We start from the raw sequence: 23,345 nt of genomic DNA, 5'->3' as shown, positions 1-23,345 counted from the left end.
AACTCCGCGCCCCGGTCTCCGAACCGGTCCGCTCTTTCGCACCCGCCAGTCCGTCCCCCGCCCCCGATCAGAGAGGCTCGTAACGCCATGCAGAAACCCGCCGTCACCCTCATGATCAAGGCCGCCCGCGCCGCCGGCAACGTCCTGCTGCGCAACATGCACAAGCTCGACGCGCTCAATGTCGTGCAGAAGGAGCGGATGGACTACGCCAGCGAAGTCGATGGCCTGGCCGAAGCCGCGATCATCAAGGAACTGCGCAAGGCCACGCCTGACTACGCGATCCTGGGCGAAGAAGGCGGCGCGCAGGGCGCCGGCCGCTATACCTGGGTGATCGACCCGCTCGACGGCACCAGCAACTACCTGCACGGCTTCCCCCACTTCTGCATTTCGATCGCCCTGGTCGAGAACGGCGAGCCGATCCACGGCGTCATCTTCGACCCCCTGCGCAACGAGCTGTTCACCGCCAGCCGCGGCGGCGGCGCGGCCCTCAACGACAAGAAGATCCGCGTCGCCGAGCGCAAGGATCTGGCCGGGGCGATGCTGATCACCGGCTTCCCGCCGCGCGAGCGCAAGAACGTCAGCGCCCAGCTCAAGTGCATCGATACGCTGCTGCTCGAGGCCGAGGACATCCGCCGCACCGGTTCGGCGGCGCTGGACCTGGCCTATGTCGCCTGCGGCCGCGCCGACGCCTACTTCGAATCCGGGGTGAAGCCGTGGGACATCGCCGCCGGCGCGCTGATGGTGCGCGAGGCCGGCGGCAAGGTCGTCGACTACCGCGGCCGCAGCACCGGCCCGATGGACACGCGCGGCCTGATGGGGCGCGCGCTGGTCGCCGGCAACCTCAAGATCTGCGATGCCCTGCAGAACAAGATCGTGGCGACGGGATACGCGAACGCGTTGGATTGACCCCGCGACAAAAGAAAAGGCCGCGCATTGCGCGGCCTTTTTTGTTGCCTTCGAACCGGCTTACGGGCGACGCGCCAGTGCCGCCTCGTCGCGTGCCTTCGGCATCAGGTCCTGCTTGGTCACGCCCAGCCACATCAACAGCGGGCAGGCGACGAAGATCGAGGACAAGGTACCGATGATGATGCCGAGCATCTGCGATTCGGCCATGCCGCGCAGCGAGTTGCCACCGTAAATGTACAGCGCCAGCACGGTCAGGAAGGCCACGAACGAGGTGATCACCGTGCGCGACAGCGTCTGGTTGATCGACGCGTTGAGCACCTCCGACGGCGAGGCGCGCAGCGAACGGAAGTTCTCGCGCACGCGGTCGAACACCACGATGGTGTCGTTGACCGAGTAGCCCATCACCGATAGCGCACCGGCCAGCACGGTCAGATCGAACTCGTGTCCGGTCAGCGCGAACCAGCCGACCACGATCACCACGTCGTGCAGCGTCGTGATGATCGCCGCGACGGCGAACTTCCACTCGAAGCGGAACGAGATGTAGATCAGGAAGCCGACGACCACGAACACCAGGGCCAGAATGCCCTTGTCGCGCAGCTCCTTACCCACCTGCGCGCTGATCTCGGCGCTGCTGCGCACTTCGGCCGGGTTGTCGGCAGACGCGGCGGCCTGCCGCACTTCCTGCGCGATGCTGGTGGCGACGTTGCTGCCGCCTTCGCGCTTCTGCAGGCGGATCAGCAGGTCGGTGCCGGTGCCGAAGCTCTGCACCTGCGCGTTGTCGTAACCGGCCTTGGCCAGGTTCGAGCGCACGGTCTCGACGTCCACGGGCTTGGCGAAACGCAGTTCGATGCCGACGCCGCCGGTGAAGTCCAGGGCGAAGTTGAAGCCGTTGACGGCCATCGCACCGAACGCCGCGAACATCAGCAGGGCCGCGACGACCAGCGACGCCATGCGCACGCGCATGAAGTTGATCTTGCTGTCGTAAGGGAAGACGTTGAAGGGTTTCATGTAAGCGGCTTCCTCAGATCCAGATCGACTTCAGCTTGCGACGGCCGCCGTAGATCAGCGTGGCGATCGCGCGCGAGACGGACACGGCGGTGTAGGCCGAGGTGGCGATACCGAGCATCGTGGTGACGCCGAAGCCACGCAGCGGGCCGGTGCCGAACGCGGCCATGGCCAGGCCGACCAGGAACGCGGTGATGTTGGCGTCCAGAATGGTGCCGGCGGCACGGTCGTAACCGGTGGCGATCGCCGTCTGCGACGGCAGGCCCAGGCGCAATTCCTCGCGGATGCGCTCGTTGATCAGCACGTTCGCGTCGACCGACATACCCACCGTCAGCGCGATACCCGCCAGGCCCGGCAGCGACATGGTCGCGCCGAAGAACGACATCAGCGCGAACACCATCACCAGGTTGAGCAGCAGCGCGATGCAGGTGATCAGGCCGAACATGCGGTAGTAGACCAGGAAGAAGATCAGCGCGAAGGCGAACGAGAAGGTCACCGCCTTCAGGCCGCGTTCCACGTTTTCCTTACCCAGGCTCGGACCGACGATGCGCTCTTCGACGAAGTCCATCGGCGCGGCCAGCGAGCCCGATTTCAGCAGCTTCGACAGGTCGGCCGCTTCCTGGCTGCTCAGGCCGGTGGTCTGGAATTCGTTGCTGAAGACGCCCTGGATCGTGGCGACCGAGACGACTTCCTCGCTGACGCGGGTGCTGCGCACTTCCTTGCCGTCGACGATCTTCACCTCCGGCAGGCGCTCGATGTACACCACCGCCATCGGCTTGCCGACGTTCTCGCTGGTGAAATCGAACATGCGCTGGCCACCGGCGCTGTTGAGGCGCACCGACACCGTCGGCGAACCGCTGCGCTGGTCGAAGCCGGTGGTGGCGCCGACGAGCTGGTCGCCGGACGCGATCACGCGCTTGTTGAGCAGGATCGGGATCTGCTTGCCGTCCGGGCCGCGCTCGCGACGGTAATAGACGCGGGCTTCCGGCGGGATGTTGCCGCTCTCGACGGCTTCGACCGGATTGCCTTCGACCACGGCGCGGTATTCCAGCGTCGCGGTCGCACCGATCATGCGCTTGGCCTGCGCGGTGTCCTGCACGCCCGGCAACTCGACCACGATGCGGTCGTTGCCCTGGCGCTGGATGACCGGCTCGGCCACGCCCAGCGAGTTCACGCGATTGCGCAGCGTGGTGACGTTCTGATCGATGGCGTCGGCGGCATAGCGCTGCAGCTCGGCCGGCTGCGCCTGCAGCACGATCTGGTTGCCCTGCGGCTGCTGCTGCAGCGTCGGCTGGCTCTTGGCGATGAAGCCGGTAGCGGTAGCGACCGCACCCGGATCACGCAGCGTGGCGACGATGCTGTTGTCGGGGCGGCGATCGACCGAGACGTAGGGGATGCGGTTGTCGCGCAACAGCACGCGCAGGTCTTCGGCCGTCGCGTCCAGGCGCTTTTCCAGCGCCGCCTTCTGGTCGACCTGCATCAGGAAGTGCACGCCGCCCTGCAAGTCCAGGCCCAGCGACATCGGCCGCGCGCCGACCTTTTCCAGCCACTCGGGCGTGGTCGAGGCGATGTTGAGCGCGACGATGTAGTCGCTGCCCAGCTCCGGACGCAGCGCGTCGGCCGCCTTCACCTGCAGATCCGGATTGGTCAGGCGGACCAGCAGGTTGTTCTTTTTCTTGTCGACCTCGATCTGCTTGGTCGCGATGCCCGCCTTCTGCAGGCTGTCGGCGACGCGCTTGCGCAGCGCCTCGTCGACGGGCGCGCCGTGGTTGGCCGTGACCTGCACGGAGGGGTCCTGCGGAAACATGTTCGGCACCGCGAACACGGCACTGAGCAGCAGGACGAACAAAAGGACGACGTATTTCCAGCGTGCGTAAGTCAGCATCGAAGGGTTCCCGTGGCAGCTCCCCGGCCGCCAACTTGCCAAACGTGGTGGCGGCGGATCAGGCCGACTTCAAGGTGCCCTTGGGCAGAACGTTTGCGATGGCACCCTTCTGGATGCGCAGGCGCACGTTGTCGGCGACTTCGACCGTGATGAAGTTCTCGCCGATGTCGGTGACCACGCCGGCGATGCCGCCGTTGGTCAGCACTTCGTCGCCCTTCGACAGCTTGTCGAGCATGGTGCGGTGTTCCTTCTGCCGCTTCATCTGCGGGCGGATCATCAGGAAGTACATGATCGCGATCAGCGCGATGGGCATGATCAGGCCCAAGCCGCCGAAGCCCTGCGGCTGGGCCGCGGTCTGGGCATAGGCAGGGGCGATCAGGAGGTCGAGCAGGTTCATCTTGGATGCGTCCGGATGCGAAATAACGGCGGATTATGCCATGCCCCCGACCCTTGGCCGGGCAGCAATGGGCGGGGCTAGCCCCCCAGCGGGGGGACCGGCAGGGAACGTGCGGCGTAAAAGGACTCCCGGAACGCCAGGAAGGTTCCCGCGGCGATGGCTTCGCGCATCTGCGCCATCAGGCGCTGGTAATGGCGCAGGTTGTGCAAAGTCCCCAGAACCGGGCCGAGCATCTCGTTGCAGCGGTCCAGATGCCGCAAGTAGCTGCGGCTGAAGCCGTTGCGGCAGGTGTAGCAGTCGCAGCCCTCCTCGATCGGCCGGGTATCGCGCTCGTACATCGCATTGCGGATGCGCACGGCGCCGGTCGCGGTGAAGAAGTGGCCATTGCGCGCATTGCGGGTCGGCATCACGCAATCGAACATGTCGACGCCGCGCGCCACGGCCTCCACCAGATCCTCCGGACGCCCCACGCCCATCAGGTAGCGCGGCTGATCGGTGGGGAGCTGGGGCGCGGTGTGATCCAGCATGCGGTTGCGCTCTTCTTCGGTTTCGCCCACGGCGAGGCCGCCGATCGCGTAGCCGTCGAAGCCGATCGCCTTCAGACCGGTCGCCGAGCGCGTACGCAAATCGTGGTGCACGCCGCCCTGGACGATGCCGAACAGCGCCGCATCGTTGCCTTCGTGCGCGCGCTTGGAGCGCTCCGCCCAGCGCAGCGACAGTTCCATCGAGCGCTGCACGAGATCCGCGCCGACCGGCTTGCCTTCGATATGCACCGGCGGACATTCGTCGAAGATCATCACGATGTCGGAACCGAGCACCTTCTGGATGTGCATGCTCTCTTCCGGACCGAGGAAGACCTGCGAGCCGTCGGTGGGCGCGGCGAACTTCACGCCCTGCTCGGTGATCTTGCGCCGGTGCGCCAGCGAGAAGACCTGGAAGCCGCCGGAGTCGGTAAGGATCGGCCCGTTCCAGCGCGCGAAGCCGTGCAGGCCGCCGTGATCGCCGATGACGTCCAGGCCAGGGCGCAGGAACAGATGGAAGGTGTTGCCCAGGATGATCTCGGCGCCGAGTTCGCGGACCTGCTCGGGCAGCACGCCCTTCACCGAACCGTAGGTGCCCACCGGCATGAACGCAGGCGTTTCCACCGTGCCGCGCGGGAACGTGATCCGGCCACGACGCGCGGCGCCGTCGGTTTTCAGCAGTTGGAAGGACATCCGGCTCATGGGTGCGCTATTCCGGGGGGATTCGATTGAAAAGCCCGCACGTGGATTTTCATAACGCGTTGCGACGCGCTCATTCGCTCTGCCCGCCTATTTCATCTGGGCGCGGATACAACAACATCGCATCCCCATACGAGAAGAACCGGTACCGCTCCCGCACCGCATGCGCGTACGCGGCGAAGATCCGCGCCTTGCCGGCGAACGCCGACACCAGCATCAGCAGCGTGCTCTCCGGCAGATGGAAGTTGGTGATCAACGCATCCACCGAGCGGATGCGATAGCCCGGCAGGATGAACAAGCGGGTTTCACCGGCGAAAGGCTCGAGCTCGCGCTCGCCCGCCTTGTTCACGCGTGTCGCGCTTTCCAGCGCGCGCACGACGGTGGTCCCCACGGCGACGACACGGCCACCGGCGGCGCGCGTGCGCCGGATCTGTTCGATCAGTTCCGGGCCGACGTTGAGCCACTCGCTATGCATCACGTGCTGCGCCAGATCGTCGACGCGTACCGGCTGGAACGTGCCCGCGCCGACGTGCAGGGTGACATGGCCGAACTGCACGCCCTTCGCACGCAGCGTGTCGAGCAGCGCATCGTCGAAATGCAGGCCCGCGGTCGGCGCGGCCACGGCGCCGACTTCGCGCGCGAATACAGTCTGGTAGCGCTCGTCGTCGTCCGCGCCGGGTTCACGCTGGATGTACGGCGGCAGCGGCAGGCGGCCCGCGTGCAGCAGCCACTGCTCCAGCGATTCGGGCACGTGGAAGCGGACGAGATAGAACTCGCCTTCGCGGCCGAGCACTTCGAGTTCGCCGCCGGCATCCAACGCGATGCGCGCGCCCGTCTTGGGCGACTTGCTCACGCCCAGTTGCACGCGCGCGTCGAAACCGCCGAGCAGGCGCTCGATCAGGATTTCGACGCGGCCGCCGGTGGCCTTCTGCCCGAACAGCCGCGCCGGAATCACGCGCGTGTCGTTGAACACCAGCAAATCGCCCGCGCGCAGCAGCGAGGGCAGATCACGGAAGGCACGATCCTCGAAGCGATCCTCGAAGCGCCCGTCGGACGCACCCGGCGGCACCACCAGCAGGCGGCTCGCCGAACGCTCGGGCAATGGCGCCTGCGCGATCAGTTCCTGCGGCAGGTCGTAGTGGAAATCAGACTTCTTCAAAACGCGGAGGGACCTTTGGGGGGCGGCAATTGTAGGGCTTTCGGACGAAGTCGCCCGATCCCTCAGCGCTCGAACTTGGCCGACAGGATGATCGACGAGGTAGTGCGCTCGACGCCGTCGATGGCGCCGATGCGGTCGGTCAGTTCGTCCATCTCCGCGGCCGTGGGGACCACGCCCATCGCCACCAGGTCGAACGGACCACTGACCGAGTGCAGCGCCCGCACTTCCGGCATCGCGCGCAGGGCTTCCACCACGTTGTTCATCTGCTTGGGCAGCACGGTGATCATGATGTGCGCACGGATATGGCCGCGCTCGGCCGCATCGTTGACACGCACGGTGTAGCCGCCGATCACCCCCTCGCGTTCGAGCCGCTCGATGCGGCTCTGCACGGTCGTCCGGGAGAGCTTCAGACGGCGCGCGATTTCGGCGGTCGAGGCGCGCGCGTTCTCGCGCAAAACGGTGAGCAACTGCTGGTCGGAGGCGGTGATTTTCACAAATGCGCGGCAACTATCGGCGGATTGACGAAATATACGATTATTTCGTCCAAATCCGTACTACCGATCGACGAATTAATCCCGATAATGGTCGAATGGCCCCGACTCGGGGGGCCCCAGACCAGGAGACCTCCATGGGTATCACCGCCAAACTCGCGCCCCTGCGCGCCCATGCCGGCAAGCGCCGCACCGTAGGCCTCGACGATGCCGTCATCGTCCGCTTCGCCGCCTCTCACACCGACCTGGTCGAGGCCATCGACGCCGCCGCGAGCGAGTACGAGAAGATCAAGGGCGAATTCGCCGATCTGCTCGACCTGGACGAAGACGCGCAGCTGCACGCCGTGCAGGCCGGCTACGTCAACTTCTACCCGGACGACGGCGTGAACCCGTACGTCGCCCTCGCCGCCCGCGGCCCGTGGGTCGTCACCCTCAAGGGCGCGGTCCTGCACGATTCAGGCGGCTACGGCATGCTCGGTTTCGGCCACACGCCCAAGGCCGTGATCGCCGCGATGGCCAAGCCGCAGGCGATGGCCAACATCATGACGCCCTCGCTGTCGCAGCTGCGCTTCGAGAAGGCGATTCGCGCCGTCATCGGCCTCAGCCGCGGCGCCTGCCCGTACGACAAGTTCCTGTGCCTCAACTCCGGTTCGGAATCGGTCTCGCTCGCCTCGCGCATTGTCGACGCCAACGCCAAGACCATGACCGACGCCGGCGGCAAGCATGCCGGCCGCGCGATCAAGCGCCTGGTGGTGAAGGGCAGTTTCCACGGCCGCACCGAGCGTCCGGCGCTGTATTCGGATTCCACCCGCAAGACCTACATCCAGCACCTGGCCAGCTTCCGCGGCGAAGACACCGTGCTGACGGTGGAGCCCTACGACGTCGAAGCGCTGAAGAAGATCTTCGCCGATGCCGACGCCAACGGCTGGTTCATCGAAGCGATGTTCCTCGAGCCGGTGATGGGCGAAGGCGACCCGGGCCGCAGCGTGCCGGTCGCGTTCTACAACGCCGCGCGCGAACTGACCAAGGCGCACGGTGCGCTGCTGCTGGTCGACTCGATCCAGGCCGGCCTGCGCGCCAACGGCGTGCTGTCGATCATCGACTACCCCGGCTTCGAGAACGCCGAAGCGCCGGACATGGAGACCTACTCCAAGGCGCTCAACGCCGGCCAGTACCCGCTGTCGGTGCTCGCCGTGACCAAGCGCGCCGGCGACATCTACCGCAAGGGCCTGTACGGCAACACCATGACCACCAATCCGCGCGCGCTCGACGTTGCCGTCGCCGTGCTCGAACAGGTGACGCCAGCACTGCGCGAAAACATCCGCGCCAAGGGCAAGGAAGCGACCGACAAGCTGGAGAAGCTGAAGGCCGAACTGGGCGGCATGATCACCAAGGTCCAGGGCACCGGCCTGCTGTTCTCGTGCGAACTGTCCAACGAGTTCAAGTGCTACGGCGCCAACTCGACCGAAGAGTGGCTGCGCGAACACGGCATCGGCGTGATCCACGGCGGCGTCAACTCGCTGCGCTTCACCCCGACCTTCGGCATCACCAGCGAGGAGATCGACCTGGTGGTGGGCATGGTCGCCCGTGCACTCAAGGAAGGCCCGCGTGCGCAGCAAGCGGCTGCGGCCTGAGCGCTACCCCCTCCCCCAACTTGCGCTCCAGAAGGCCGGCTTTGCCGGCCTTTCTGTTTTTCGGACACCAACGGGAATGTGCGAAGAAGCCGGTGGTCGTGTCCCTTCGCGTGACTGTCAGCGGCATGGATGCCGCTGACAAGCCTCCAGGGATGGATTCACGGCGTGTCACGCGAAGGGGCACGGCCACTGGCTTCACCCGTAGCACTTACCCAGCAGCGCTTACCCAGCAGCGCAGCCACTGCAATCTGCGCTAGGCTCTCTCGCCATGAAAATCGTCGAAGTCCGCCACCCGCTGGTAAAGCACAAGCTCGGCCTGATGCGCGCCGCCGGCATCAGCACCAAGGAATTCCGCGAGCTGGCTTCGGAAGTCGCCACCTTGCTCACCTACGAAGCCACCGCCGACCTCGAAACCGAGGAAGTGGTGATCGCAGGTTGGGCCGGCCCGGTCGCGACGCAGCGCATCAAGGGCGCGAAGGTCACCCTGGTGCCCATCCTCCGCGCCGGCCTGGGCATGCTGCCCGGCGTGCTGGAGCTGATCCCCGCGGCGAAGGTCGGCGTGGTCGGCCTGCAACGCGACGAACGCACGCTACAGCCGATCGGCTACTACGAAAAACTCACCGGACGCATGGATGAACGCACCGCGCTCATCCTCGACCCGATGCTCGCCACGGGCGGCACCCTGATCGCCACCATCGACATGCTGAAGGCCGCCGGTTGCCGGCGCATCAAGGGCCTATTCCTGGTCGCCGCGCCGGAAGGGCTGCGTGCGCTGGAAGCCAGGCATCCGGACGTCGAGATCTACACCGCCGCGATCGACGAACGCCTCAACGAAGTGGGCTACATCATGCCGGGCCTGGGCGACGCCGGCGACAAGATCTTCGGCACGCGCCACAACTGAGGCGACGCTACTTCGGGTGATGCCGGCGCCAGCGCCGCGTCGCCACCACCAGCGCGGCGATCACCAGCAGCCCGGCACCGAAGAACGGCCAGACGCGCTGCGCGTGTTGCGGTTCGTTGGCCGTCGACGCGAGCTGAGCATTCGGACGCGTATCGCTGTTGGGATCGGCGACCAGTTGCCAGACGCCGTCACGCAACGCGATCTTGCCCGTCAGCGGCGGCAACACCAGTTCGCGCCAGGTGATGCGCAGGTCGCCGATCTGCGGTTCCAGCGGGTTCTCGGCGCTGCCCAGCCCCTCGCCTTCCGGTTGAAACGACGCGGCCAGATTGGCGGGCAAACGCGAAAACCCCGGACGCAACTCGCGCCACTCGCCCAGACTGCGCAGCACCGCCGGATCGAGCGGCTTGCCGTCCAGCGTCGGTTGCTCCGCCCACCAGCGGCGATTGTCGAGCGGGAGCTTCGGCGGATTCGCGTGCGCGGCATCCAGCCCGGTGGAATCGATCAGCGCCTCGTGCCACACGCGCTCGAACTTTCCTTCGGCGACGCGCCACTGGTACATCTCGACGCGGCGATCCAGACCGAACTGCCGCGTGGAAACCTTGAAGTCGGGATCCACCAGCATCGGACCCGGATCCGGAAAGCCTTCCGGCTCGCCCTGCGCCGCCGCTCGCGCCGCAGGCAACAACGAAAGCAACATCGCCAGTCCCGACGCGATCACGACGCGCGGCATGGCGATGGCAGCGCTCATGCCCCGAGCGCCCTGGCGTGCAGCTCGGCCACTTCGTGCGTGGTTGCGAACTTGCCCTTCTCGTCGCGGACCACCTGCGCCAGCGCGCAACCTGGATCGTGGGTAAAGAAAAGATGCACCTTGCGCGCGAGCTTGTCTTCCAGGAACAGCTTCTTCTCGTCGATCAGCAGCTCCGCGTTGCGGTCGTAGCCCATGGTGATCGGCACGTGCACCCACGGGCGCCCCGGGATCAGGTCGGCGCAGAACACCACACCGCCGTGCGCATCGCCGTTCACCAACTCGGGCCCGACGATCTCGGACAACATCAGTCCAGGCGTATGCCCGTCGCTGAAATGGAAGCGGACCGCCTGGCCCAGCAACTTCGAATACGCACCATCGACCAGTTCCAGTCGACCGGTCGCCTCCAGCAACCCGGGCAATTCGGCGATGAAGCTCGCACGGTCGCGCGGGTGCGGATGGCGCGCGCGTTCCCAGTGTTCGCGGCCGACGATGTAGCTCGCGTTGGGGAACACCAGGCGCGGCGCCACGCCCTCTTCCCACTTCGCCAGCACGCCGCCGGCGTGGTCGAAATGCAGATGCGAGAGCACGACGACATCGATGTCTTCGGGCTTGAATCCCGCGGCCGCCAACGACTCCAGCAGCACGTGGCGCTCCTCGTTGACGCCGTAACGCTCGCGCAGCTTCGGCTCGAAGAAGGCGCCGATGCCGGCTTCGAACAAGACCGTCTTGCCGGCGAGCGGCGTGGCCAGCAACGCGCGGCAGGCCAAGTCGATGCGGTTCTGCGCATCCGGCGGCGACCACTTCTCCCACATCGCCCGCGGCGCGTTGCCGAACATGGCGCCGCCGTCGAGCTTCTGGCTGTTGCCGAGCAGGGACCAAAGCTTCATTGCCGCCGTTCCATTCGGGTCACGAGCGGATTATCGCGCCGATCGATGCCGACGCGAAGCGAATATTGCGTCCCGGTCAGCGCGCGCCGTCCCGCAACACCTCCGCGCCGCCCACCGGATTGCGCGGATCGGTGCCGCCTTCGAGCTGGCCGGTGCGCTTGTCCCACGACACCGTCTGCAGGTTGCCCCAGGTCGGTTCGGCCGCGTTCACCGTGTGTCCCATCGCCTGCAATGCGGCGACGGTGGCCGGGTCGATCGCGCCCTTCTCCGCAGAAATCGCATCCGGCAACCACTGGTGATGGAAGCGCGGCAAAGCCGCGACCTGCTGCGCATTCAGACCGGCGTCGTAGCCGAGGATGCCGAGCAGCACTTCGGTGATGATGCGGCTGCCGCCCGGTGCACCGATCACGGCAAGCTTGTCCTTGGATTCGATGAAGCTCGGCGTCATCGAGCTGAGCATGCGCTTGCCCGCTGCGGGCGCGTTGGCGGCGAAGCCCATCACGCCGAACGCGTTCGGCGTGCCCGGGCGCAGCGCGAAGTCGTCCATCTCGTTGTTCAGCAGCACGCCGGTGCCGGGCGCGACCATGCCCGAGCCGTACAGCAGGTTCACCGTCTGCGTCGCCGACACGCGGTTGCCTTCGGCGTCGAGGATGGAGAAGTGCGTGGTCTCGTCATCCTCCAGCGGCGCGGGCTGGCCCGAGAGCAACGCGCTTGGCGTGGCCTTGTCCGGATGGATCGTCGCGCGCAGACCGGCGGCGTAGTCCGTGCTCATCAGGCGGCGGATCGGCACCTTCACGAAATCCGGATCGCCCAGATAGATCGTGCGATCGCGATACGCGCGGCGCATGGCTTCGACGATGACGTGGTGGCGATGGGCGTCGTCGAGCTTGGCGAGGTCCCAGCCTTCCAGCACCTGCAGGATTTCCGCCAGCGCGACACCGCCCGACGACGGCGGCGGTGCGGTGGTTACATCCCAGTCGCGGTAACGGAAGCGCAGCGGCTCGCGCTCCTTGACCCGATAGCCGGTGAGTTCGTCGGCGCGCCAGCGGCCGCCCTCTTCCTTCACCGCGGTAAGCAGCTTCTTCGCGGTCTCGCCGCGATAGAAGCCGTCGAAGCCCTTCTGCGCGATGAGTTCGATGGTGTGTGCAAGTTCGGGCTGCTTGAGGATTTCGCCCGTGGTGGGCGGCGTCCCATCGGCGAGGAACACCGCGCGCGTGCCGCGATAGCGCTCCATCACTTCGCGCCGGCTGGCGTAGCCCTTCTCCAGACGCGGGTAGATCTCGAAGCCATCGCGCGCCAGCTTGATCGCCGGCGCCAGCGTGGTCTTCAAGGGCAGCCGCCCGTATTTCTCGGCCAGATGCACCAGTGCCGCCGGCAAACCGGGAATGCCGGCCGACCACGGTCCGTTGGTGGCGCGATCGCGGTTGAGTTCGCCCTTCGCGTCGAGGAAGGCCGCCGGTGTCGCCGCAGCCGGCGCGGTTTCGCGCGCGTCGACGAAGATGTCGCGGCCGCTCTTGGCGTCGTGCAGCAGGAAGAAGCCACCGCCTCCGATGCCGGAACTGATCGGTTCGACCACCGACAAGGTCGCCGACACCGCGACGGCGGCGTCGAAGGCGTTGCCGCCCGCGCGGATCATGTCGAGTCCGGCCTTGGTAGCGAGCGCATGGCCGCTGGCGATGGCCGCGCCCGGCGGTTTCGCCTGCACCGTGCCGGCATCGCCGGCGGTCTGCGCCGCGGAGGCGACCGCCGGAACGCACAGCAGCAGGGAAAGAAAAAGCGTGCGCAACGGCCGGGGCATCTTCGTCACAGGCAGGTCACTCCTCCGCCCGTGCGGATCAGGCGGCTGGGTAGCAGGGTAATGCACGCGGGCTCAAGGCAGCCGCATCAGCCCTGCGTCTGCAAGCGCGCGAGCTTGGCCAGCAACTGCTCGTGGGATTCGGGGAAGGCGGGATCCGGATCGATGCACTCGACCGGGCAGACGACCACGCACTGGGGTTCGGCGAAATGACCCACGCATTCGGTGCAGCGCGCCGGGTCGATCACGTAGATGGTTTCGCCCTGCGAAATCGCCTGATTCGGGCAAGCCGGTTCGCAGACATCGCAGTTGACGCAGAGCTCGTTGATCTTCAGAGCCATGTTGGATCGGGTTCTCTTGCTCGTCATTCCCGCGTAGGCGGGAATCTAGTGACTTTGAGCTTCCGGCAGAGCAACTGCAACAGCAAAGTCACTGGATCCCCGCCTTCGCGGGGATGACGTTTGGCAAAGCCGCGCCCGCCGAAGCGGGCGCGGGCCAAACGTCACTTAGCTTCTACGAACTTGTAGCTTGCGCCCGACGGATCCACCGCCGCCTTGACGCGATCGCTGTCCGCCTGCGTGCCGATGAAGAGCACCTTGACGCCCTTCATGGCGTCGGGCATCGCCTTGGCGAAAGCCGCCACGGCCAGGTCGGCGCTCTTGGCCGAATTCGGGCCACCGAACGCGAGCAGCGTGCCTTCCACGCCGCCGCGCGACATGTCGGCTTCGGCCTTTTCCAGCTGACGATCGTAGGCGCCCTGGAAGTCCGGCGACGAGTCGGCCGGCAGCGTGTAGACGTAGGTGCTGGTCGCGTTGTCGAGGTTGCGGGTGACGACGTCGGTCAGGTACGCGTTCCAGGCGTTCTCGTCGGTGGCGGCGGCCGGCATGGCGACCGGGGCCTTCGCGGTTTCCTGCACGGCTTCCTGCTTCTTGCAGGCGCCCAGGAAGGGCAGCGCAAGGCAGGCGGCGAGCAGCAGTCGGGTCGAAATCTTCATCGGGCGTTCCCCCATTCTTGGTAGTGCGTGGTTGTAGTAGTTGGTTGGTGCGTGCGGATCATGCAACGTGATTGCGCTGCCATTGCGCCTGCAACGCGGAGGCCACCGCCGGCGGCACGAAAGCGGAGACGTCGCCGCCGAGGCGGGCGATCTCGCGAACCAGCGATGAGGAAATGAAGCCGTATTGCTCCGCCGGCGTCAGGAACAGGGTCTCGACGCCGGGGATCAGATGGCGATTCATGCTCGCCAGCTGGAATTCGTATTCGAAGTCGGATACGGCGCGCAGGCCGCGCATGATCACGCCGGCACCGACTTCCTCGACGAAATGCGCGAGCAGGCCGGAAAAGCCGCGCACCTCGACGTTGCCGTGGTGGGCGATGGCGTCCTGCGCGAGCTGCACACGCAGCTCCAGCGGCAAGGCCGGGCCTTTGCCGGGGCTGGCCGCGACGCCGATGATCATCCGCTCGAACAGCGGCGCGGCGCGGTCGACGAGGTCGACGTGGCCATTGGTGATCGGGTCGAAGGTGCCGGGATAGACGGCGATGCGGTTGCGGGCGGTCATTCGCGGGCTTTCAATTCGCTTGTATGGCTAGTTGGCGTTGGCGGCTGGCCCGGCCGGATTGGGCGCCAGTGTAACAGTGGCATCGGACTTGTCGGGGGCGCCGTCCTTGTCGGCCTCCGGCCTGCGCCGGTAGAGCGCGAAACGGACCTCGCGCGTATGCCCTTCGCGGTGCAGCGCCCAGCCCGGCGGCGGCGCGGCGTCGGCCGAGTGTGGGCATTCCACGTATAGCCAGCCTGCTTCGGCAAGCTTGGACGTAAGCGCCGGGAGCACGCCGCCCCACAGATTGGCGTCGAACGGCGGGTCGACGAAGGCAAGGTCGAAGCTGCCATCGGGCTGGCCGTTGAGCCAGGCCAGCGCATCCGCCTGGATCACGTTCACCGCTTCGCCGCCCTGCAGCCGCGCGGCCGTTGCGCGCAGTGCGGCGGTCAGCTTCGCATCGCGTTCGACCAGGACCGCCGCGGCTGCACCGCGCGAAACCGCCTCCAGGCCCAGCGCACCGCTACCCGCGAACAGATCCAGTACGCGCGCGCCCGCCAGCATCGGCTGCAGCCAGTTGAACAGCGTCTCGCGCACCCGGTCGCTGGTGGGACGCAGGCCCGGCGCGGCCGGCACGTCCAGGCGCGTGCCTCGCCAGCGGCCGGCGATGATGCGCACTTTGCCGGGCGCGGCGGGTGCGGAGGTCGAACGCGGTCGATTCATCGGGCAGCGCTGGGCGTGGGGGCTATCATGTGCCCCTATTCTCGCGCACTCCCGCTTCCCCCTCGCGATGCTCAATTTTTTCCGCCGCAAGAAGCCCGAGGCGTCGCCCGCGACGCCCAATGATCCGCGTGCACCGCAGGTCGCGCCCGAAGCCGGCGAGGCCAACGCTGCCGGCATCGCAATGCCTGCCGAACCTGCATCCGCACAGCCCGTGCCCGCCGAGATCATCGCAGCGGCCATGGATGTCGAGCCCGTATCGCAGCCCGGCGAGCCAACCGCCGAAGCCGCTCCCGCCGCTGCGCCCGGCAAGAAGGGCTGGCGCGAACGTCTGCGCGGCAGCGCTTTCGCGCGCACGCTGGGCGGCCTGTTCTCGCGCAACCCGCGCCTGGACGACGACCTGCTCGACGAGATCGAAACCGCGCTGCTGATGGCAGACGTCGGCGTGGCCGCGACCACGCATCTGGTCGGCGACCTGCGCAAGCGCATGAAGGCGCGCGAATTCGCCGACGCCAATGCGTTGCTGGCGGCGTTGCGCGGCGACCTGGTGGCGATGCTGCAGCCGGTCGCCCTGCCGCTGCAGATCGATCGCAGCGCCAAGCCCTTCGTGCTGCTGACCGTAGGCGTCAACGGCGTGGGCAAGACCACCACGATCGGCAAGCTGGCCCGGCGTTTCAAGGACGAAGGCCGTCCGTTGATGCTCGCCGCAGGCGACACCTTCCGCGCCGCCGCGGTCGCGCAATTGCAAGCCTGGGGCGAACGCAACGGCGTGCCCGTCATCGCGCAAGGACAGAACGCCGATGCCGCTTCGGTGGCGTTCGACGCCTTGCAGGCGGCGAAATCGCGCGGCACCGAAGTACTGATCGCCGACACCGCAGGCCGCCTGCACACGCAGCAAGGCCTGATGGCCGAGCTAGGGAAGATCAAGCGCGTGATCCAGAAGCTGGACCCCGCCGCGCCGCATGAGGTGCTGATGGTGATCGACGGCACCACCGGCCAGAACGCGTTGTCGCAACTGCGGCAGTTCCATGCCGCGGTCGGCGTCACCGGCCTGGTCGTCACCAAGCTCGACGGCACGGCCAAGGGCGGCGTGGTGTTCGCGCTCGCGCGCGAATTCGGCATACCGATCCGCTTCGCCGGCATCGGCGAGCGGCCGGAAGACCTGCGCGTCTTCGACGCCGAAGCCTTCGTCGACGCCCTGCTGCCTGAAGCCCTCGGGACGACCAGCTCCAACTGATGACGCGCCGCCGCATCCTGCTCGTCCTCGCGCTGGTGGCGGCTGCGCTGTTGTTGGCGCTGCTGTGGCTGTCGCGTCCGCGCACGGTCGCGGCGATCGTCACCCGCCAGATCGGTGCGGCGCTCGGGCTGGAAGTCGAAGCGCGCGGCGTCGCCGAATACCGCCTGCGTGGCGCGCCCATGCTGGTACTGCGCGACGTCAGCGTGCGCGAGCCAGGCGCGGCGACGCGGCTGTTGAGCGCAAGCCGCATCCATGTCGCCCTGCCCTGGTCGACGCTGCGTGCGGGCGGCAGCGAACTGGTCGCGCGCCGTATCGAACTGGATTCGCCACGCCTGGATCTGCCCGCGCTGCAGCACTGGCTGGCCACGCGTCCGCCTTCCGCAAAGCGCATGCCGACGCTGACCGACGGCCTGCGCATCCGTGACGGCGAAATCGTCAACAACGACTGGAGCATCGACGGCATCGACGCCGACATGCCCCTGCTGCATCCCACGCAGCCTTTGCGCGCGCGCCTGCGCGGCCGCTACCTCGATGCGCCCTTGGCCATACCCGTCGATCTGGCCGTGTCGATCATCCGGCCCGAGGCGCTGATCAAGAACGGCACGACCGGCTTCGCCACGCACGGCACGCTCGCGGTCGAGCACGGCAAGGACTGGCGCCTGCCCGCGACCGTGTCGCTGTCCGGCCCGCTGCGCATCGGCGAAGACGAATTGCGGATCACACCGGCGCGTGTCGGCGCGGCAGCCACTTACGAAGCCGGCACCACACGCATTCCGTTCGCACTCGGCGCGCACGGCCCGCTTCGCTTCGACGAGGCAACCTGGACGCTGGCGCCGGCCGGCGTGTCGCTGCGTCGGCGCAGCGAAGACCCGAGCGATCCCATCCCGGAGATGGACGCACACGGGACGCTCGCGCTGGGACGCAGGCTGACACTGCAGCTCGACGGTGAACTGGCGCAGTGGCCGGCGGCATGGCCGGCGCTGCCGCCACCGATCGGCCAGTCGCGATCCGCCCTGCCCTTCGCACTGCACTACGACGGCTCGGCGGCGTTCGAGGACGCCGCGACGCTGCGATTGGCGCGCGATGCGACGCGTTTCGAAGGCCGCTTCCGTCTGCCGCAAATGCTGGCCTGGATCGATCAGAAGGATGGCTCGCCGCTGCCGCCGCTGGCGGGTTCGCTCATGACACCGAAGCTCGAGATATCCGGCGCGACGCTGCAAGGCGTGCAAGTCGAGTTCGACGACTCCGAAAGTTCGTCAGAGGTAAGTACGCCGTGACGGTGCGAAGCAAACGCGTGGAAACCACCGCAACGGCGAAGCGCGAAGCGCAGGACGATTTCGCACCGCGCCTGCTGCGCTGGTTCGATGCCAGCGGCCGCCACGATCTTCCCTGGCAGCATCCGCGCGCACCGTATCGGGTGTGGCTGTCGGAAATCATGCTGCAGCAGACGCAGGTCAAGACCGTCATCCCCTACTTCGAACGCTTCGTCGCCGCGCTGCCGACGCTGCCCGCGCTCGCCGCAGCGCCGCGCGACGACGTCATGGCGCTTTGGTCCGGGCTCGGTTACTACGCTCGCGCGCGCAATCTGCAGGCGGCCGCGCAGCGCTGCGTGGAGCTGCACGGCGGCGACTTGCCGCGCGATATCGAAGCGCTGACGGCGCTGCCTGGCATCGGCCGCAGCACGGCCGCGGCGATCCTGTCGCAGGCCTGGGGCGACCGGCACGCGATCCTGGACGGCAACGTCAAGCGCGTGCTGACGCGTTACCACGGCGTCGATGGTTATCCCGGCCTGCCCGCGGTCGAGAAGCAGCTGTGGAAACTCGCCGAATCGCACCTGCCCGCCGCGCGCATGGCCGACTACACCCAGGCGCAAATGGATCTGGGCGCAACCCTGTGCACGCGCAGCGATCCCGCCTGCGTGCTGTGTCCCTTGCAGGATGACTGCGTCGCGCGTGTGCAGGGCCGTATCGCGGAACTGCCCACGCCCAAGCCCGGCAAGGCCGTGCCGCAGAAGCAGGCCTGCGTGCTGTGGCTCGAAAATGCGGACGGCGCGGTATTGATGCTGCGCCGGCCGCCGACCGGAATCTGGGCGTCGCTATGGACGCTGCCGCAGGCCGACGATGCAATGGCTTCGCAGGCATGGTTCGAGCGCGAAGTGCGCGGGGATTTCGAAGCGGCCGAATCGCTGCCGCCGATCGACCACGCCTTCAGCCACTACAAGCTGCGCCTGCAGCCGCTGCGGGTGCGCGATGTCGCGCTGCGCATGCGCGTCGGCGACAATGACGATCTACGTTGGGTCGCGCGCGCGGAACTGGCGACGCTCGGCATTCCCGCGCCGATCCGCAAGCTACTGGAAACCTGATCCATGCCCCGCACCGTCCATTGCGAATACGAACACCGCGACACCGAAGGCCTGGACTTCGTGCCCTGGCCCGGCGAGCTGGGCAAGCGTGTGTTCGCCAGCATCGGCAAATCGGCGTGGGCGAAATGGCTGGCGCACCAGACCATGCTGATCAACGAGAACCGCCTCTCGCCGATGAACCCGCAGCACCGCGCCTTCCTCGAAGGCGAGATGCAGAAGTTCCTGTTCGGCGGCAGTGCGGAAAAGCCCGCCGGCTACGTTCCGCCCGAAGAGTAAGCCGGCCTTAGCGGCTGGCCTGCTCTTTCTGGTGGCGGATGTCCTTCTCGGCGGACTTGATCGCCTTCACGTCGAGAGGGCGGATCTGCTGGATGTAGCACGGAATCGGGCGCGCCCCACCGCTGGCAAGCGGAAGCACCTTGTCGAAGCGCGAATAGACGATACCGAACTGGTGCGTGAGCCCGATCGCCTGGGCGAAGTCCAGATCGGGACAAGGTCCGCCGATTTCGAGCAGATACGCCTCGTTCGGTCGGGTCCAGATCGCCAGGGCCGAATCGCCCAGCGGGGTCCAGCCATCGATGCGATTGAGGTAACGGAAGCTGCCGACCGGCGCCATCGCGTGGGCACGGTAAAGCGCGAGCTTGTCGTTGTCCGACATCCGGTCGGTGGCGCAGGCGGACGCCGCGAGCGCGAGCGCTGCAAGCGCGATTTTCAAGGATTTCATCTGAGCCTCCCCGTGGGCGCATAGGGGTTTGAAGCCATGATGCGCTTGTCGATGCGTAGTGGAAGGCCCCGCCCGCTCGGTGTTCAGCGCAAATCCGGCTTGCCATCGGCCCGCCTGAACCGTATCATTCCGGTTCTTTCACGGCCGACGCACGGCTTGTGACCGGCCGGGTAGCTCAGTTGGTAGAGCAGGGGATTGAAAATCCCCGTGTCGGGGGTTCGATTCCCTCCCCGGCCACCATTAATTAGGATTCCGAGATGCGTCATAGCGTCTCGTGAGGCGCCAAAACCCCGCTAATCGCGGGGTTTTTTGTTTCCAGAACGGCCCTGCCCTTGCACTGCCACCGTAGGCATACCAGTCCACGCGTGGGGGGCGATTTTTCACAGGCCGACCAAGCTGGGACTGAAGTTCGCCGGCCCCAGAAGGTCCACGCCGCACTGCAGCGCCGCCAACCAGTCAAGAAACCGATCCGCTACCTCGCCGCGCATCGGCAAGCCGTGCTGGGGCACGATCATCGCCGGTTGCATGTCGCGCACCATCTGTACCCACAGCCGCACGACGCTGTTGGAAGCCATGTACCGACGGTGGAAGCCGGCCATGTTTGGCACGTGCGCGTCGAAGTCTTTGACGAAGACATAAGGTGTGTTGCTGGGAATCAGTGACGAACCGATGTCACCTGAAAACAGGATCCGGCTAATCGGATCGTAGAAACTGAAGTTGCCGACAGAATGCATGAAGTGCGCAGGCAGGGCGCGTATGTATGCGTCGCCCATCGGCACCCGTCCACCTTCATCTGGCAGCAGCAGGTAGCGGTCGCTTCCTGCATTGGCCATGTAGTGCGGCACCAAATGCGGGACGAAGCGGCCCCAAAGGCGAGAGCACACCACGGTGGCCTTGGAATAAAGCAGCCACTTGTCCACCGAACCGATGATGTCGGGATCCTGGTGCGAGCAAAGCAGCCAAGTCAGTTCGGTCGGCTGCATGTACGCGTTCAGCGCCAGAATGAGCGGGTTGTAGAGCAGCTGTCCTCCTGGATCGAGCAGGGCGCTGTGTCCGTCGTGCTGGATCAGAAACTGATTGGCCTGAATGCCATCCCCACCCCGCACCAGATCGCTGAAGGCCACGCAACGATGGCCTTGCTGTTCAAAGAGAATCGTCGCCATGCCGTCCGCCCTAACCGCACTTGCCGCAGCAACCGCAGTTGTCGGGCTTCTCCTCCGCATCCGCGGTCATTGCGAAGTCGATGACGAACGTGCCCGGTGCGCGCTCTATGTACCCAACCGCAAGGGTTCTGCCGAAGCGCTGTTGTAGCTGCGACAACAGCAGCAACGGATCGTGGTCATTGATCAGACGCATCGCCTTGCCCGGCTTCAGCGCATCGAGCGCGCCCAGGATGGCAGCGTCGCGGACGCACTGGCTGATACCGCGTGCATCGAAGTGGAGCGCGTGCTCATCATGGAAAGAGGCGATCATGGCGTCGGATGCGTATTGGGAAAGTCCCCCATCCTGCGATCCGGCTTTATGTCGGCGCTTGATCCTGATCAAACCGCTGACCCCGATTGGGGCAGACCAGGGAGCCACCCCGCTCAGGCGCGGCGGCGACGCGGCTCCTCGTTTTCGGCACTATGCGCGAGCCGGCCAAGGGCGGCAGGATCGCGGATGTCGATGCGGCGACCCACGCTTTCGATCACACCGTCGTCCTGCAGCTTGGTGAAACCGCGGCTGATGGTTTCCAACGCCAGGCCAAGATAGCGCGCGATGTCCTCGCGGCTCATCGGCAGCTTGAACTGCGTGGCCGACTGGCCGATGTTGCGGTAACGCTCCGACAAGCTATGCAAGAACAGCGCGATGCGGCTACTGGCTTGTTTGCGGAAGAGAATGCCCAGATGGGCCTGGCCGCGCTCTGCATCCAGACCGATGACGCGCAGCAACTGGTGGTGCAGGGTCGGCAGCTGCGCGGCGACGCTGGCCAACTGGTCGAACGGCACTTCGCAAACGTTGGCCGCCGTGAGCGCGACGGCCTCATAGCGATGCGTCCTCCCGCCCAGTGCATCGAGGCCGATCAACTCCCCTGCGAGATGGAAGCCGACGACCTGTTCCTCGCCATCCTCGCTGATGCTTACGATCTTGAACGCGCCGTCGCTGGCTACGCAGACCGCTGTGAGGGGAGCGCCCGGGCGATACAGGCGTTCGCCCCGCGCCACCGGGCGTCTACGTCGCACGATGGCGTCGAGCTGCTGTAACTCGTGCGAATCGATTCCCACCGGCAAGCACAACGGATGCAGCGAGCAATACGCGCAACTACGCCGCAAGGTCGCCAGATCGAGGACGGACGCGCTAGACATGGAGATATGGTGCCATGAACGGCGCGCGCCCATGTACCTGGGGCTGATCGCCGGTCCGGGCCCGAGCCCGGCCGGCGACGTTCGGCCGTCAGAACTTGAACACGTAGGCGGCGCCGTAGACCAGCGGGTCGATTTCCACCGTACCGAGCTTCGCGCCGTTCACGCTCGCTTCGGTGTCGATGTCGATCCAGCGCACATCCACCCGGATCGCGCCCTTCTCGCCGACCGCGAAGTCCAGGCCCGCATGCGCGGCGAGGCCCCAGGAATCATCGAGCTTGAGCTCGCTTCCTTGAAGCGCGCCTTTGGTGTCTTCGCTGAAAAAGGTCGTGTAGTTGAGGCCGGCACCGATAAACGGCGAAACAGTGCCGGTGCTGTTGAAGTGGTACTGCAGCGACACGGTCGGCGGCAGCTGTTTGGTGCTGCCTACCGTGGCACCACCGACGTCGATGTCGTGCTCGAACGGCAGCGCCGCCAAGACTTCGATACCCAGGTTATCGGCGACGAAGTATTCGCCGGTGATGGTCGGACGGACATTGCTGCCGACATCCAGGCCGTCGATGCCGCTATCGGACTTCGGATCGACCTGATGGACGCCTACACCCACGGTCCAAGTCCCGGCGGATTGGGCGAAGGCAGGCACGGCGGCCGTGGCTAAGATCAGACAGGTGGCACTACGGATGAGTCCTTTACGCACGTTGATCACTTGTTTGGGGAGGTGGCGCCACTATCCGCATCGGTCGGGACGGCGACTTGATCACGATCAAAATCGCGTTAAGAAGTCCGTCTACGATGACGCCATGATCGCCCCCGACCTCCACGCTGAAGCCCTCGGCACCTTCGACCAGTTGTTCGACGAAGCCGAGGCCGCCGGCGAACCCGACCGCACCGCCATGATCGTTGCCACGGCCACGCTAGACGCGCGGCCCTCGGCGCGGACTTTGCTTCTCAAGGCCCACGACGCACGGGGCTTCGTCTTCTACACCCACCTCGATGGCCGCAAGGGCCGCGAACTCCAGGCCAACCCGCATGCGGCACTGCTATTCCACTGGCCGCGCGTGCGCAACGGCGTGCAGGTACGCATTGAAGGCGTGGTGGACATCGTCAGCGACGTCGAAGCTGACGCTTACTTCGCCTCGCGCCCGCGTGGCAGCCAGCTGGGTGCCTGGGCGTCGAAACAGTCCGAGACGCTTGATTCGCGCGCGACATTCGAGCAGCACTTGGCAAGGGCCGAAAGCGATTTCGATGGCCGCGAGGTGCCGCGTCCACCGCGCTGGAGCGGCCTCCGGGTGAGGCCGGAAAGGATCGAGTTCTGGTTCGGCGCTGAGTTCCGGATGCACGAACGCTGGTTGTATGAGCTTCGCCCCGGCGGATGGGCTAAGCGGATGCTGTACCCGTGAATC

General features: G+C 66.5%; 26 protein-coding genes and 1 tRNA gene. 9 read left to right on the top strand and 18 right to left on the bottom strand.

Going from position 1 to position 23,345, the window contains the following annotated elements; translation table 11 throughout:
- The first annotated feature begins 87 nt into the window (after nt 1–87).
- Complete coding sequence (locus ACYVJ8_RS01870; protein ID WP_460709196.1) at nt 88–906, top strand: inositol monophosphatase family protein; 819 nt, start codon at nt 88–90, stop codon at nt 904–906.
- A 60-nt stretch (nt 907–966) separates the two neighbouring features.
- Here the strand turns inward: ACYVJ8_RS01870 and secF are convergent, their stop codons facing one another.
- From secF to ACYVJ8_RS01840, 6 genes are all read right to left on the bottom strand, one after another.
- Nucleotides 967–1,914 (bottom strand): protein translocase subunit SecF, encoded by a 948-nt coding sequence (gene secF / locus ACYVJ8_RS01865; RefSeq protein ID WP_460709195.1) that lies wholly within the window; start codon nt 1,912–1,914, stop codon nt 967–969.
- A gap of 13 nt (nt 1,915–1,927) precedes the next feature.
- Nucleotides 1,928–3,796 (bottom strand): protein translocase subunit SecD, encoded by a 1,869-nt coding sequence (gene secD, locus ACYVJ8_RS01860; RefSeq protein WP_460709194.1) that lies wholly within the window; start codon nt 3,794–3,796, stop codon nt 1,928–1,930.
- Nucleotides 3,797–3,854: 58 nt separating this feature from the next.
- The gene (gene yajC, locus ACYVJ8_RS01855) at nt 3,855–4,193 is read right to left on the bottom strand and encodes a preprotein translocase subunit YajC (RefSeq protein ID WP_460709193.1); all 339 of its coding nucleotides are present in this window, start codon (nt 4,191–4,193) and stop codon (nt 3,855–3,857) included.
- A 77-nt stretch (nt 4,194–4,270) separates the two neighbouring features.
- Entirely contained in the window at nt 4,271–5,416 is a 1,146-nt protein-coding gene (gene tgt, locus ACYVJ8_RS01850) for a tRNA guanosine(34) transglycosylase Tgt (RefSeq protein WP_460709192.1), read from the bottom strand.
- 70 nt (nt 5,417–5,486) lie between these two features.
- Entirely contained in the window at nt 5,487–6,572 is a 1,086-nt protein-coding gene (gene queA / locus ACYVJ8_RS01845) for a tRNA preQ1(34) S-adenosylmethionine ribosyltransferase-isomerase QueA (RefSeq protein WP_460709191.1), read from the bottom strand.
- A 62-nt stretch (nt 6,573–6,634) separates the two neighbouring features.
- Entirely contained in the window at nt 6,635–7,066 is a 432-nt protein-coding gene (locus tag ACYVJ8_RS01840) for an Lrp/AsnC family transcriptional regulator (protein WP_460709190.1), read from the bottom strand.
- A 134-nt stretch (nt 7,067–7,200) separates the two neighbouring features.
- On the opposite strand from ACYVJ8_RS01840, the gene ACYVJ8_RS01835 reads away from it, so the two are divergent.
- Both ACYVJ8_RS01835 and upp read left to right on the top strand, forming a co-directional pair.
- A complete protein-coding gene (locus tag ACYVJ8_RS01835) occupies nt 7,201–8,697 on the top strand; it encodes an aminotransferase class III-fold pyridoxal phosphate-dependent enzyme (protein WP_460709189.1) in 1,497 nt (498 codons plus the stop codon).
- A 268-nt stretch (nt 8,698–8,965) separates the two neighbouring features.
- The gene (gene upp, locus ACYVJ8_RS01830; RefSeq protein WP_460709188.1) at nt 8,966–9,598 is read left to right on the top strand and encodes a uracil phosphoribosyltransferase; all 633 of its coding nucleotides are present in this window, start codon (nt 8,966–8,968) and stop codon (nt 9,596–9,598) included.
- Between the two features lie 7 nt (nt 9,599–9,605).
- Here the strand turns inward: upp and ACYVJ8_RS01825 are convergent, their stop codons facing one another.
- The 7 genes from ACYVJ8_RS01825 to rsmD all read right to left on the bottom strand — a co-directional run bounded on the left by ACYVJ8_RS01825 (nt 9,606) and on the right by rsmD (nt 15,283).
- A complete protein-coding gene (locus ACYVJ8_RS01825; RefSeq protein ID WP_460709187.1) occupies nt 9,606–10,346 on the bottom strand; it encodes a TMEM43 family protein in 741 nt (246 codons plus the stop codon).
- Nucleotides 10,343–11,233 carry an MBL fold metallo-hydrolase gene (locus tag ACYVJ8_RS01820; RefSeq protein ID WP_460709186.1) on the bottom strand — a complete coding sequence of 297 codons (891 nt, stop codon included), beginning with the start codon at nt 11,231–11,233 and terminating at the stop codon, nt 10,343–10,345. The genes ACYVJ8_RS01825 and ACYVJ8_RS01820 overlap by 4 nt, the downstream gene beginning before the upstream one ends.
- Nucleotides 11,234–11,309: 76 nt before the next feature.
- The gene (gene ggt, locus ACYVJ8_RS01815; protein WP_460710990.1) at nt 11,310–13,031 is read right to left on the bottom strand and encodes a gamma-glutamyltransferase; all 1,722 of its coding nucleotides are present in this window, start codon (nt 13,029–13,031) and stop codon (nt 11,310–11,312) included.
- A gap of 86 nt (nt 13,032–13,117) precedes the next feature.
- Nucleotides 13,118–13,369, bottom strand: coding sequence for a YfhL family 4Fe-4S dicluster ferredoxin (locus ACYVJ8_RS01810; RefSeq protein WP_460709185.1), 252 nt, complete (start codon nt 13,367–13,369; stop codon nt 13,118–13,120).
- Between the two features lie 161 nt (nt 13,370–13,530).
- Complete coding sequence (locus ACYVJ8_RS01805; protein ID WP_460709184.1) at nt 13,531–14,022, bottom strand: hypothetical protein; 492 nt, start codon at nt 14,020–14,022, stop codon at nt 13,531–13,533.
- A gap of 58 nt (nt 14,023–14,080) precedes the next feature.
- Entirely contained in the window at nt 14,081–14,584 is a 504-nt protein-coding gene (coaD, locus tag ACYVJ8_RS01800) for a pantetheine-phosphate adenylyltransferase (RefSeq protein WP_460709183.1), read from the bottom strand.
- Nucleotides 14,585–14,611: 27 nt separating this feature from the next.
- A complete protein-coding gene (rsmD, locus tag ACYVJ8_RS01795; protein WP_460709182.1) occupies nt 14,612–15,283 on the bottom strand; it encodes a 16S rRNA (guanine(966)-N(2))-methyltransferase RsmD in 672 nt (223 codons plus the stop codon).
- On the opposite strand from rsmD, the gene ftsY reads away from it, so the two are divergent.
- From ftsY to ACYVJ8_RS01775, 4 genes are read left to right on the top strand one after another with little or no spacing between them, the layout of a single operon-like run.
- Complete coding sequence (gene ftsY / locus ACYVJ8_RS01790; protein ID WP_460709181.1) at nt 15,228–16,517, top strand: signal recognition particle-docking protein FtsY; 1,290 nt, start codon at nt 15,228–15,230, stop codon at nt 16,515–16,517. The genes rsmD and ftsY overlap by 56 nt on opposite strands.
- On the top strand, nt 16,517–17,794 hold the full coding sequence (locus tag ACYVJ8_RS01785) for an AsmA family protein (RefSeq protein ID WP_460709180.1): 1,278 nt from the start codon (nt 16,517–16,519) through the stop codon (nt 17,792–17,794). The genes ftsY and ACYVJ8_RS01785 overlap by 1 nt, the downstream gene beginning before the upstream one ends.
- Nucleotides 17,795–17,811: 17 nt before the next feature.
- Nucleotides 17,812–18,879 (top strand): A/G-specific adenine glycosylase, encoded by a 1,068-nt coding sequence (mutY, locus tag ACYVJ8_RS01780; RefSeq protein ID WP_460709179.1) that lies wholly within the window; start codon nt 17,812–17,814, stop codon nt 18,877–18,879.
- Nucleotides 18,880–18,882: 3 nt separating this feature from the next.
- Complete coding sequence (locus tag ACYVJ8_RS01775) at nt 18,883–19,155, top strand: oxidative damage protection protein (protein WP_460709178.1); 273 nt, start codon at nt 18,883–18,885, stop codon at nt 19,153–19,155.
- A gap of 7 nt (nt 19,156–19,162) precedes the next feature.
- On the opposite strand, the gene ACYVJ8_RS01770 is transcribed toward ACYVJ8_RS01775, so the two are convergent.
- Complete coding sequence (locus tag ACYVJ8_RS01770) at nt 19,163–19,600, bottom strand: DUF6491 family protein (RefSeq protein WP_460709177.1); 438 nt, start codon at nt 19,598–19,600, stop codon at nt 19,163–19,165.
- A 164-nt stretch (nt 19,601–19,764) separates the two neighbouring features.
- Here ACYVJ8_RS01770 and ACYVJ8_RS01765 point away from each other — a divergent pair.
- Nucleotides 19,765–19,840 (top strand) — tRNA-Phe (locus tag ACYVJ8_RS01765).
- Between the two features lie 140 nt (nt 19,841–19,980).
- On the opposite strand, the gene ACYVJ8_RS01760 is transcribed toward ACYVJ8_RS01765, so the two are convergent.
- The 4 genes from ACYVJ8_RS01760 to ACYVJ8_RS01745 all read right to left on the bottom strand — a co-directional run bounded on the left by ACYVJ8_RS01760 (nt 19,981) and on the right by ACYVJ8_RS01745 (nt 22,639).
- A complete protein-coding gene (locus tag ACYVJ8_RS01760) occupies nt 19,981–20,763 on the bottom strand; it encodes an oxygen-binding di-iron domain-containing protein (RefSeq protein WP_460709176.1) in 783 nt (260 codons plus the stop codon).
- Nucleotides 20,764–20,773: 10 nt separating this feature from the next.
- A complete protein-coding gene (locus tag ACYVJ8_RS01755; protein WP_460709175.1) occupies nt 20,774–21,073 on the bottom strand; it encodes a DUF2249 domain-containing protein in 300 nt (99 codons plus the stop codon).
- A gap of 113 nt (nt 21,074–21,186) precedes the next feature.
- Nucleotides 21,187–21,945 carry a helix-turn-helix domain-containing protein gene (locus tag ACYVJ8_RS01750; protein WP_460709174.1) on the bottom strand — a complete coding sequence of 253 codons (759 nt, stop codon included), beginning with the start codon at nt 21,943–21,945 and terminating at the stop codon, nt 21,187–21,189.
- Nucleotides 21,946–22,033: 88 nt separating this feature from the next.
- On the bottom strand, nt 22,034–22,639 hold the full coding sequence (locus tag ACYVJ8_RS01745; RefSeq protein ID WP_460709173.1) for an OmpW/AlkL family protein: 606 nt from the start codon (nt 22,637–22,639) through the stop codon (nt 22,034–22,036).
- On the opposite strand from ACYVJ8_RS01745, the gene pdxH reads away from it, so the two are divergent.
- Nucleotides 22,623–23,342, top strand: coding sequence for a pyridoxamine 5'-phosphate oxidase (gene pdxH, locus ACYVJ8_RS01740; RefSeq protein WP_460709172.1), 720 nt, complete (start codon nt 22,623–22,625; stop codon nt 23,340–23,342). The two genes, ACYVJ8_RS01745 and pdxH, sit on opposite strands and share 17 nt — an antisense overlap.
- The last annotated feature ends 3 nt before the right edge of the window (nt 23,343–23,345 follow it).

The organism is Lysobacter terrae, assembly GCF_054782215.1.
This window is presented reverse-complemented; position numbering and strand designations above follow the sequence as displayed.

Coding starts and splice junctions, on each gene's coding strand:
- ACYVJ8_RS01870 (WP_460709196.1), top strand. CDS start 88: ATGCAGAAACCCGCCGTCACCCTCATGATCAAGGCCGCCCGCGCCGCC.
- secF (WP_460709195.1), bottom strand. CDS start 1,914: ATGAAACCCTTCAACGTCTTCCCTTACGACAGCAAGATCAACTTCATG.
- secD (WP_460709194.1), bottom strand. CDS start 3,796: ATGCTGACTTACGCACGCTGGAAATACGTCGTCCTTTTGTTCGTCCTG.
- yajC (WP_460709193.1), bottom strand. CDS start 4,193: ATGAACCTGCTCGACCTCCTGATCGCCCCTGCCTATGCCCAGACCGCG.
- tgt (WP_460709192.1), bottom strand. CDS start 5,416: ATGAGCCGGATGTCCTTCCAACTGCTGAAAACCGACGGCGCCGCGCGT.
- ACYVJ8_RS01835 (WP_460709189.1), top strand. CDS start 7,201: ATGGGTATCACCGCCAAACTCGCGCCCCTGCGCGCCCATGCCGGCAAG.
- upp (WP_460709188.1), top strand. CDS start 8,966: ATGAAAATCGTCGAAGTCCGCCACCCGCTGGTAAAGCACAAGCTCGGC.
- ACYVJ8_RS01825 (WP_460709187.1), bottom strand. CDS start 10,346: ATGAGCGCTGCCATCGCCATGCCGCGCGTCGTGATCGCGTCGGGACTG.
- ACYVJ8_RS01820 (WP_460709186.1), bottom strand. CDS start 11,233: ATGAAGCTTTGGTCCCTGCTCGGCAACAGCCAGAAGCTCGACGGCGGC.
- ggt (WP_460710990.1), bottom strand. CDS start 13,031: ATGCCCCGGCCGTTGCGCACGCTTTTTCTTTCCCTGCTGCTGTGCGTT.
- ACYVJ8_RS01810 (WP_460709185.1), bottom strand. CDS start 13,369: ATGGCTCTGAAGATCAACGAGCTCTGCGTCAACTGCGATGTCTGCGAA.
- ACYVJ8_RS01805 (WP_460709184.1), bottom strand. CDS start 14,022: ATGAAGATTTCGACCCGACTGCTGCTCGCCGCCTGCCTTGCGCTGCCC.
- coaD (WP_460709183.1), bottom strand. CDS start 14,584: ATGACCGCCCGCAACCGCATCGCCGTCTATCCCGGCACCTTCGACCCG.
- ftsY (WP_460709181.1), top strand. CDS start 15,228: ATGATGCGCACTTTGCCGGGCGCGGCGGGTGCGGAGGTCGAACGCGGT.
- rsmD (WP_460709182.1), bottom strand. CDS start 15,283: ATGAATCGACCGCGTTCGACCTCCGCACCCGCCGCGCCCGGCAAAGTG.
- ACYVJ8_RS01785 (WP_460709180.1), top strand. CDS start 16,517: ATGACGCGCCGCCGCATCCTGCTCGTCCTCGCGCTGGTGGCGGCTGCG.
- ACYVJ8_RS01775 (WP_460709178.1), top strand. CDS start 18,883: ATGCCCCGCACCGTCCATTGCGAATACGAACACCGCGACACCGAAGGC.
- ACYVJ8_RS01770 (WP_460709177.1), bottom strand. CDS start 19,600: ATGAAATCCTTGAAAATCGCGCTTGCAGCGCTCGCGCTCGCGGCGTCC.
- ACYVJ8_RS01760 (WP_460709176.1), bottom strand. CDS start 20,763: ATGGCGACGATTCTCTTTGAACAGCAAGGCCATCGTTGCGTGGCCTTC.
- ACYVJ8_RS01755 (WP_460709175.1), bottom strand. CDS start 21,073: ATGATCGCCTCTTTCCATGATGAGCACGCGCTCCACTTCGATGCACGC.
- ACYVJ8_RS01750 (WP_460709174.1), bottom strand. CDS start 21,945: ATGTCTAGCGCGTCCGTCCTCGATCTGGCGACCTTGCGGCGTAGTTGC.
- pdxH (WP_460709172.1), top strand. CDS start 22,623: ATGAGTCCTTTACGCACGTTGATCACTTGTTTGGGGAGGTGGCGCCAC.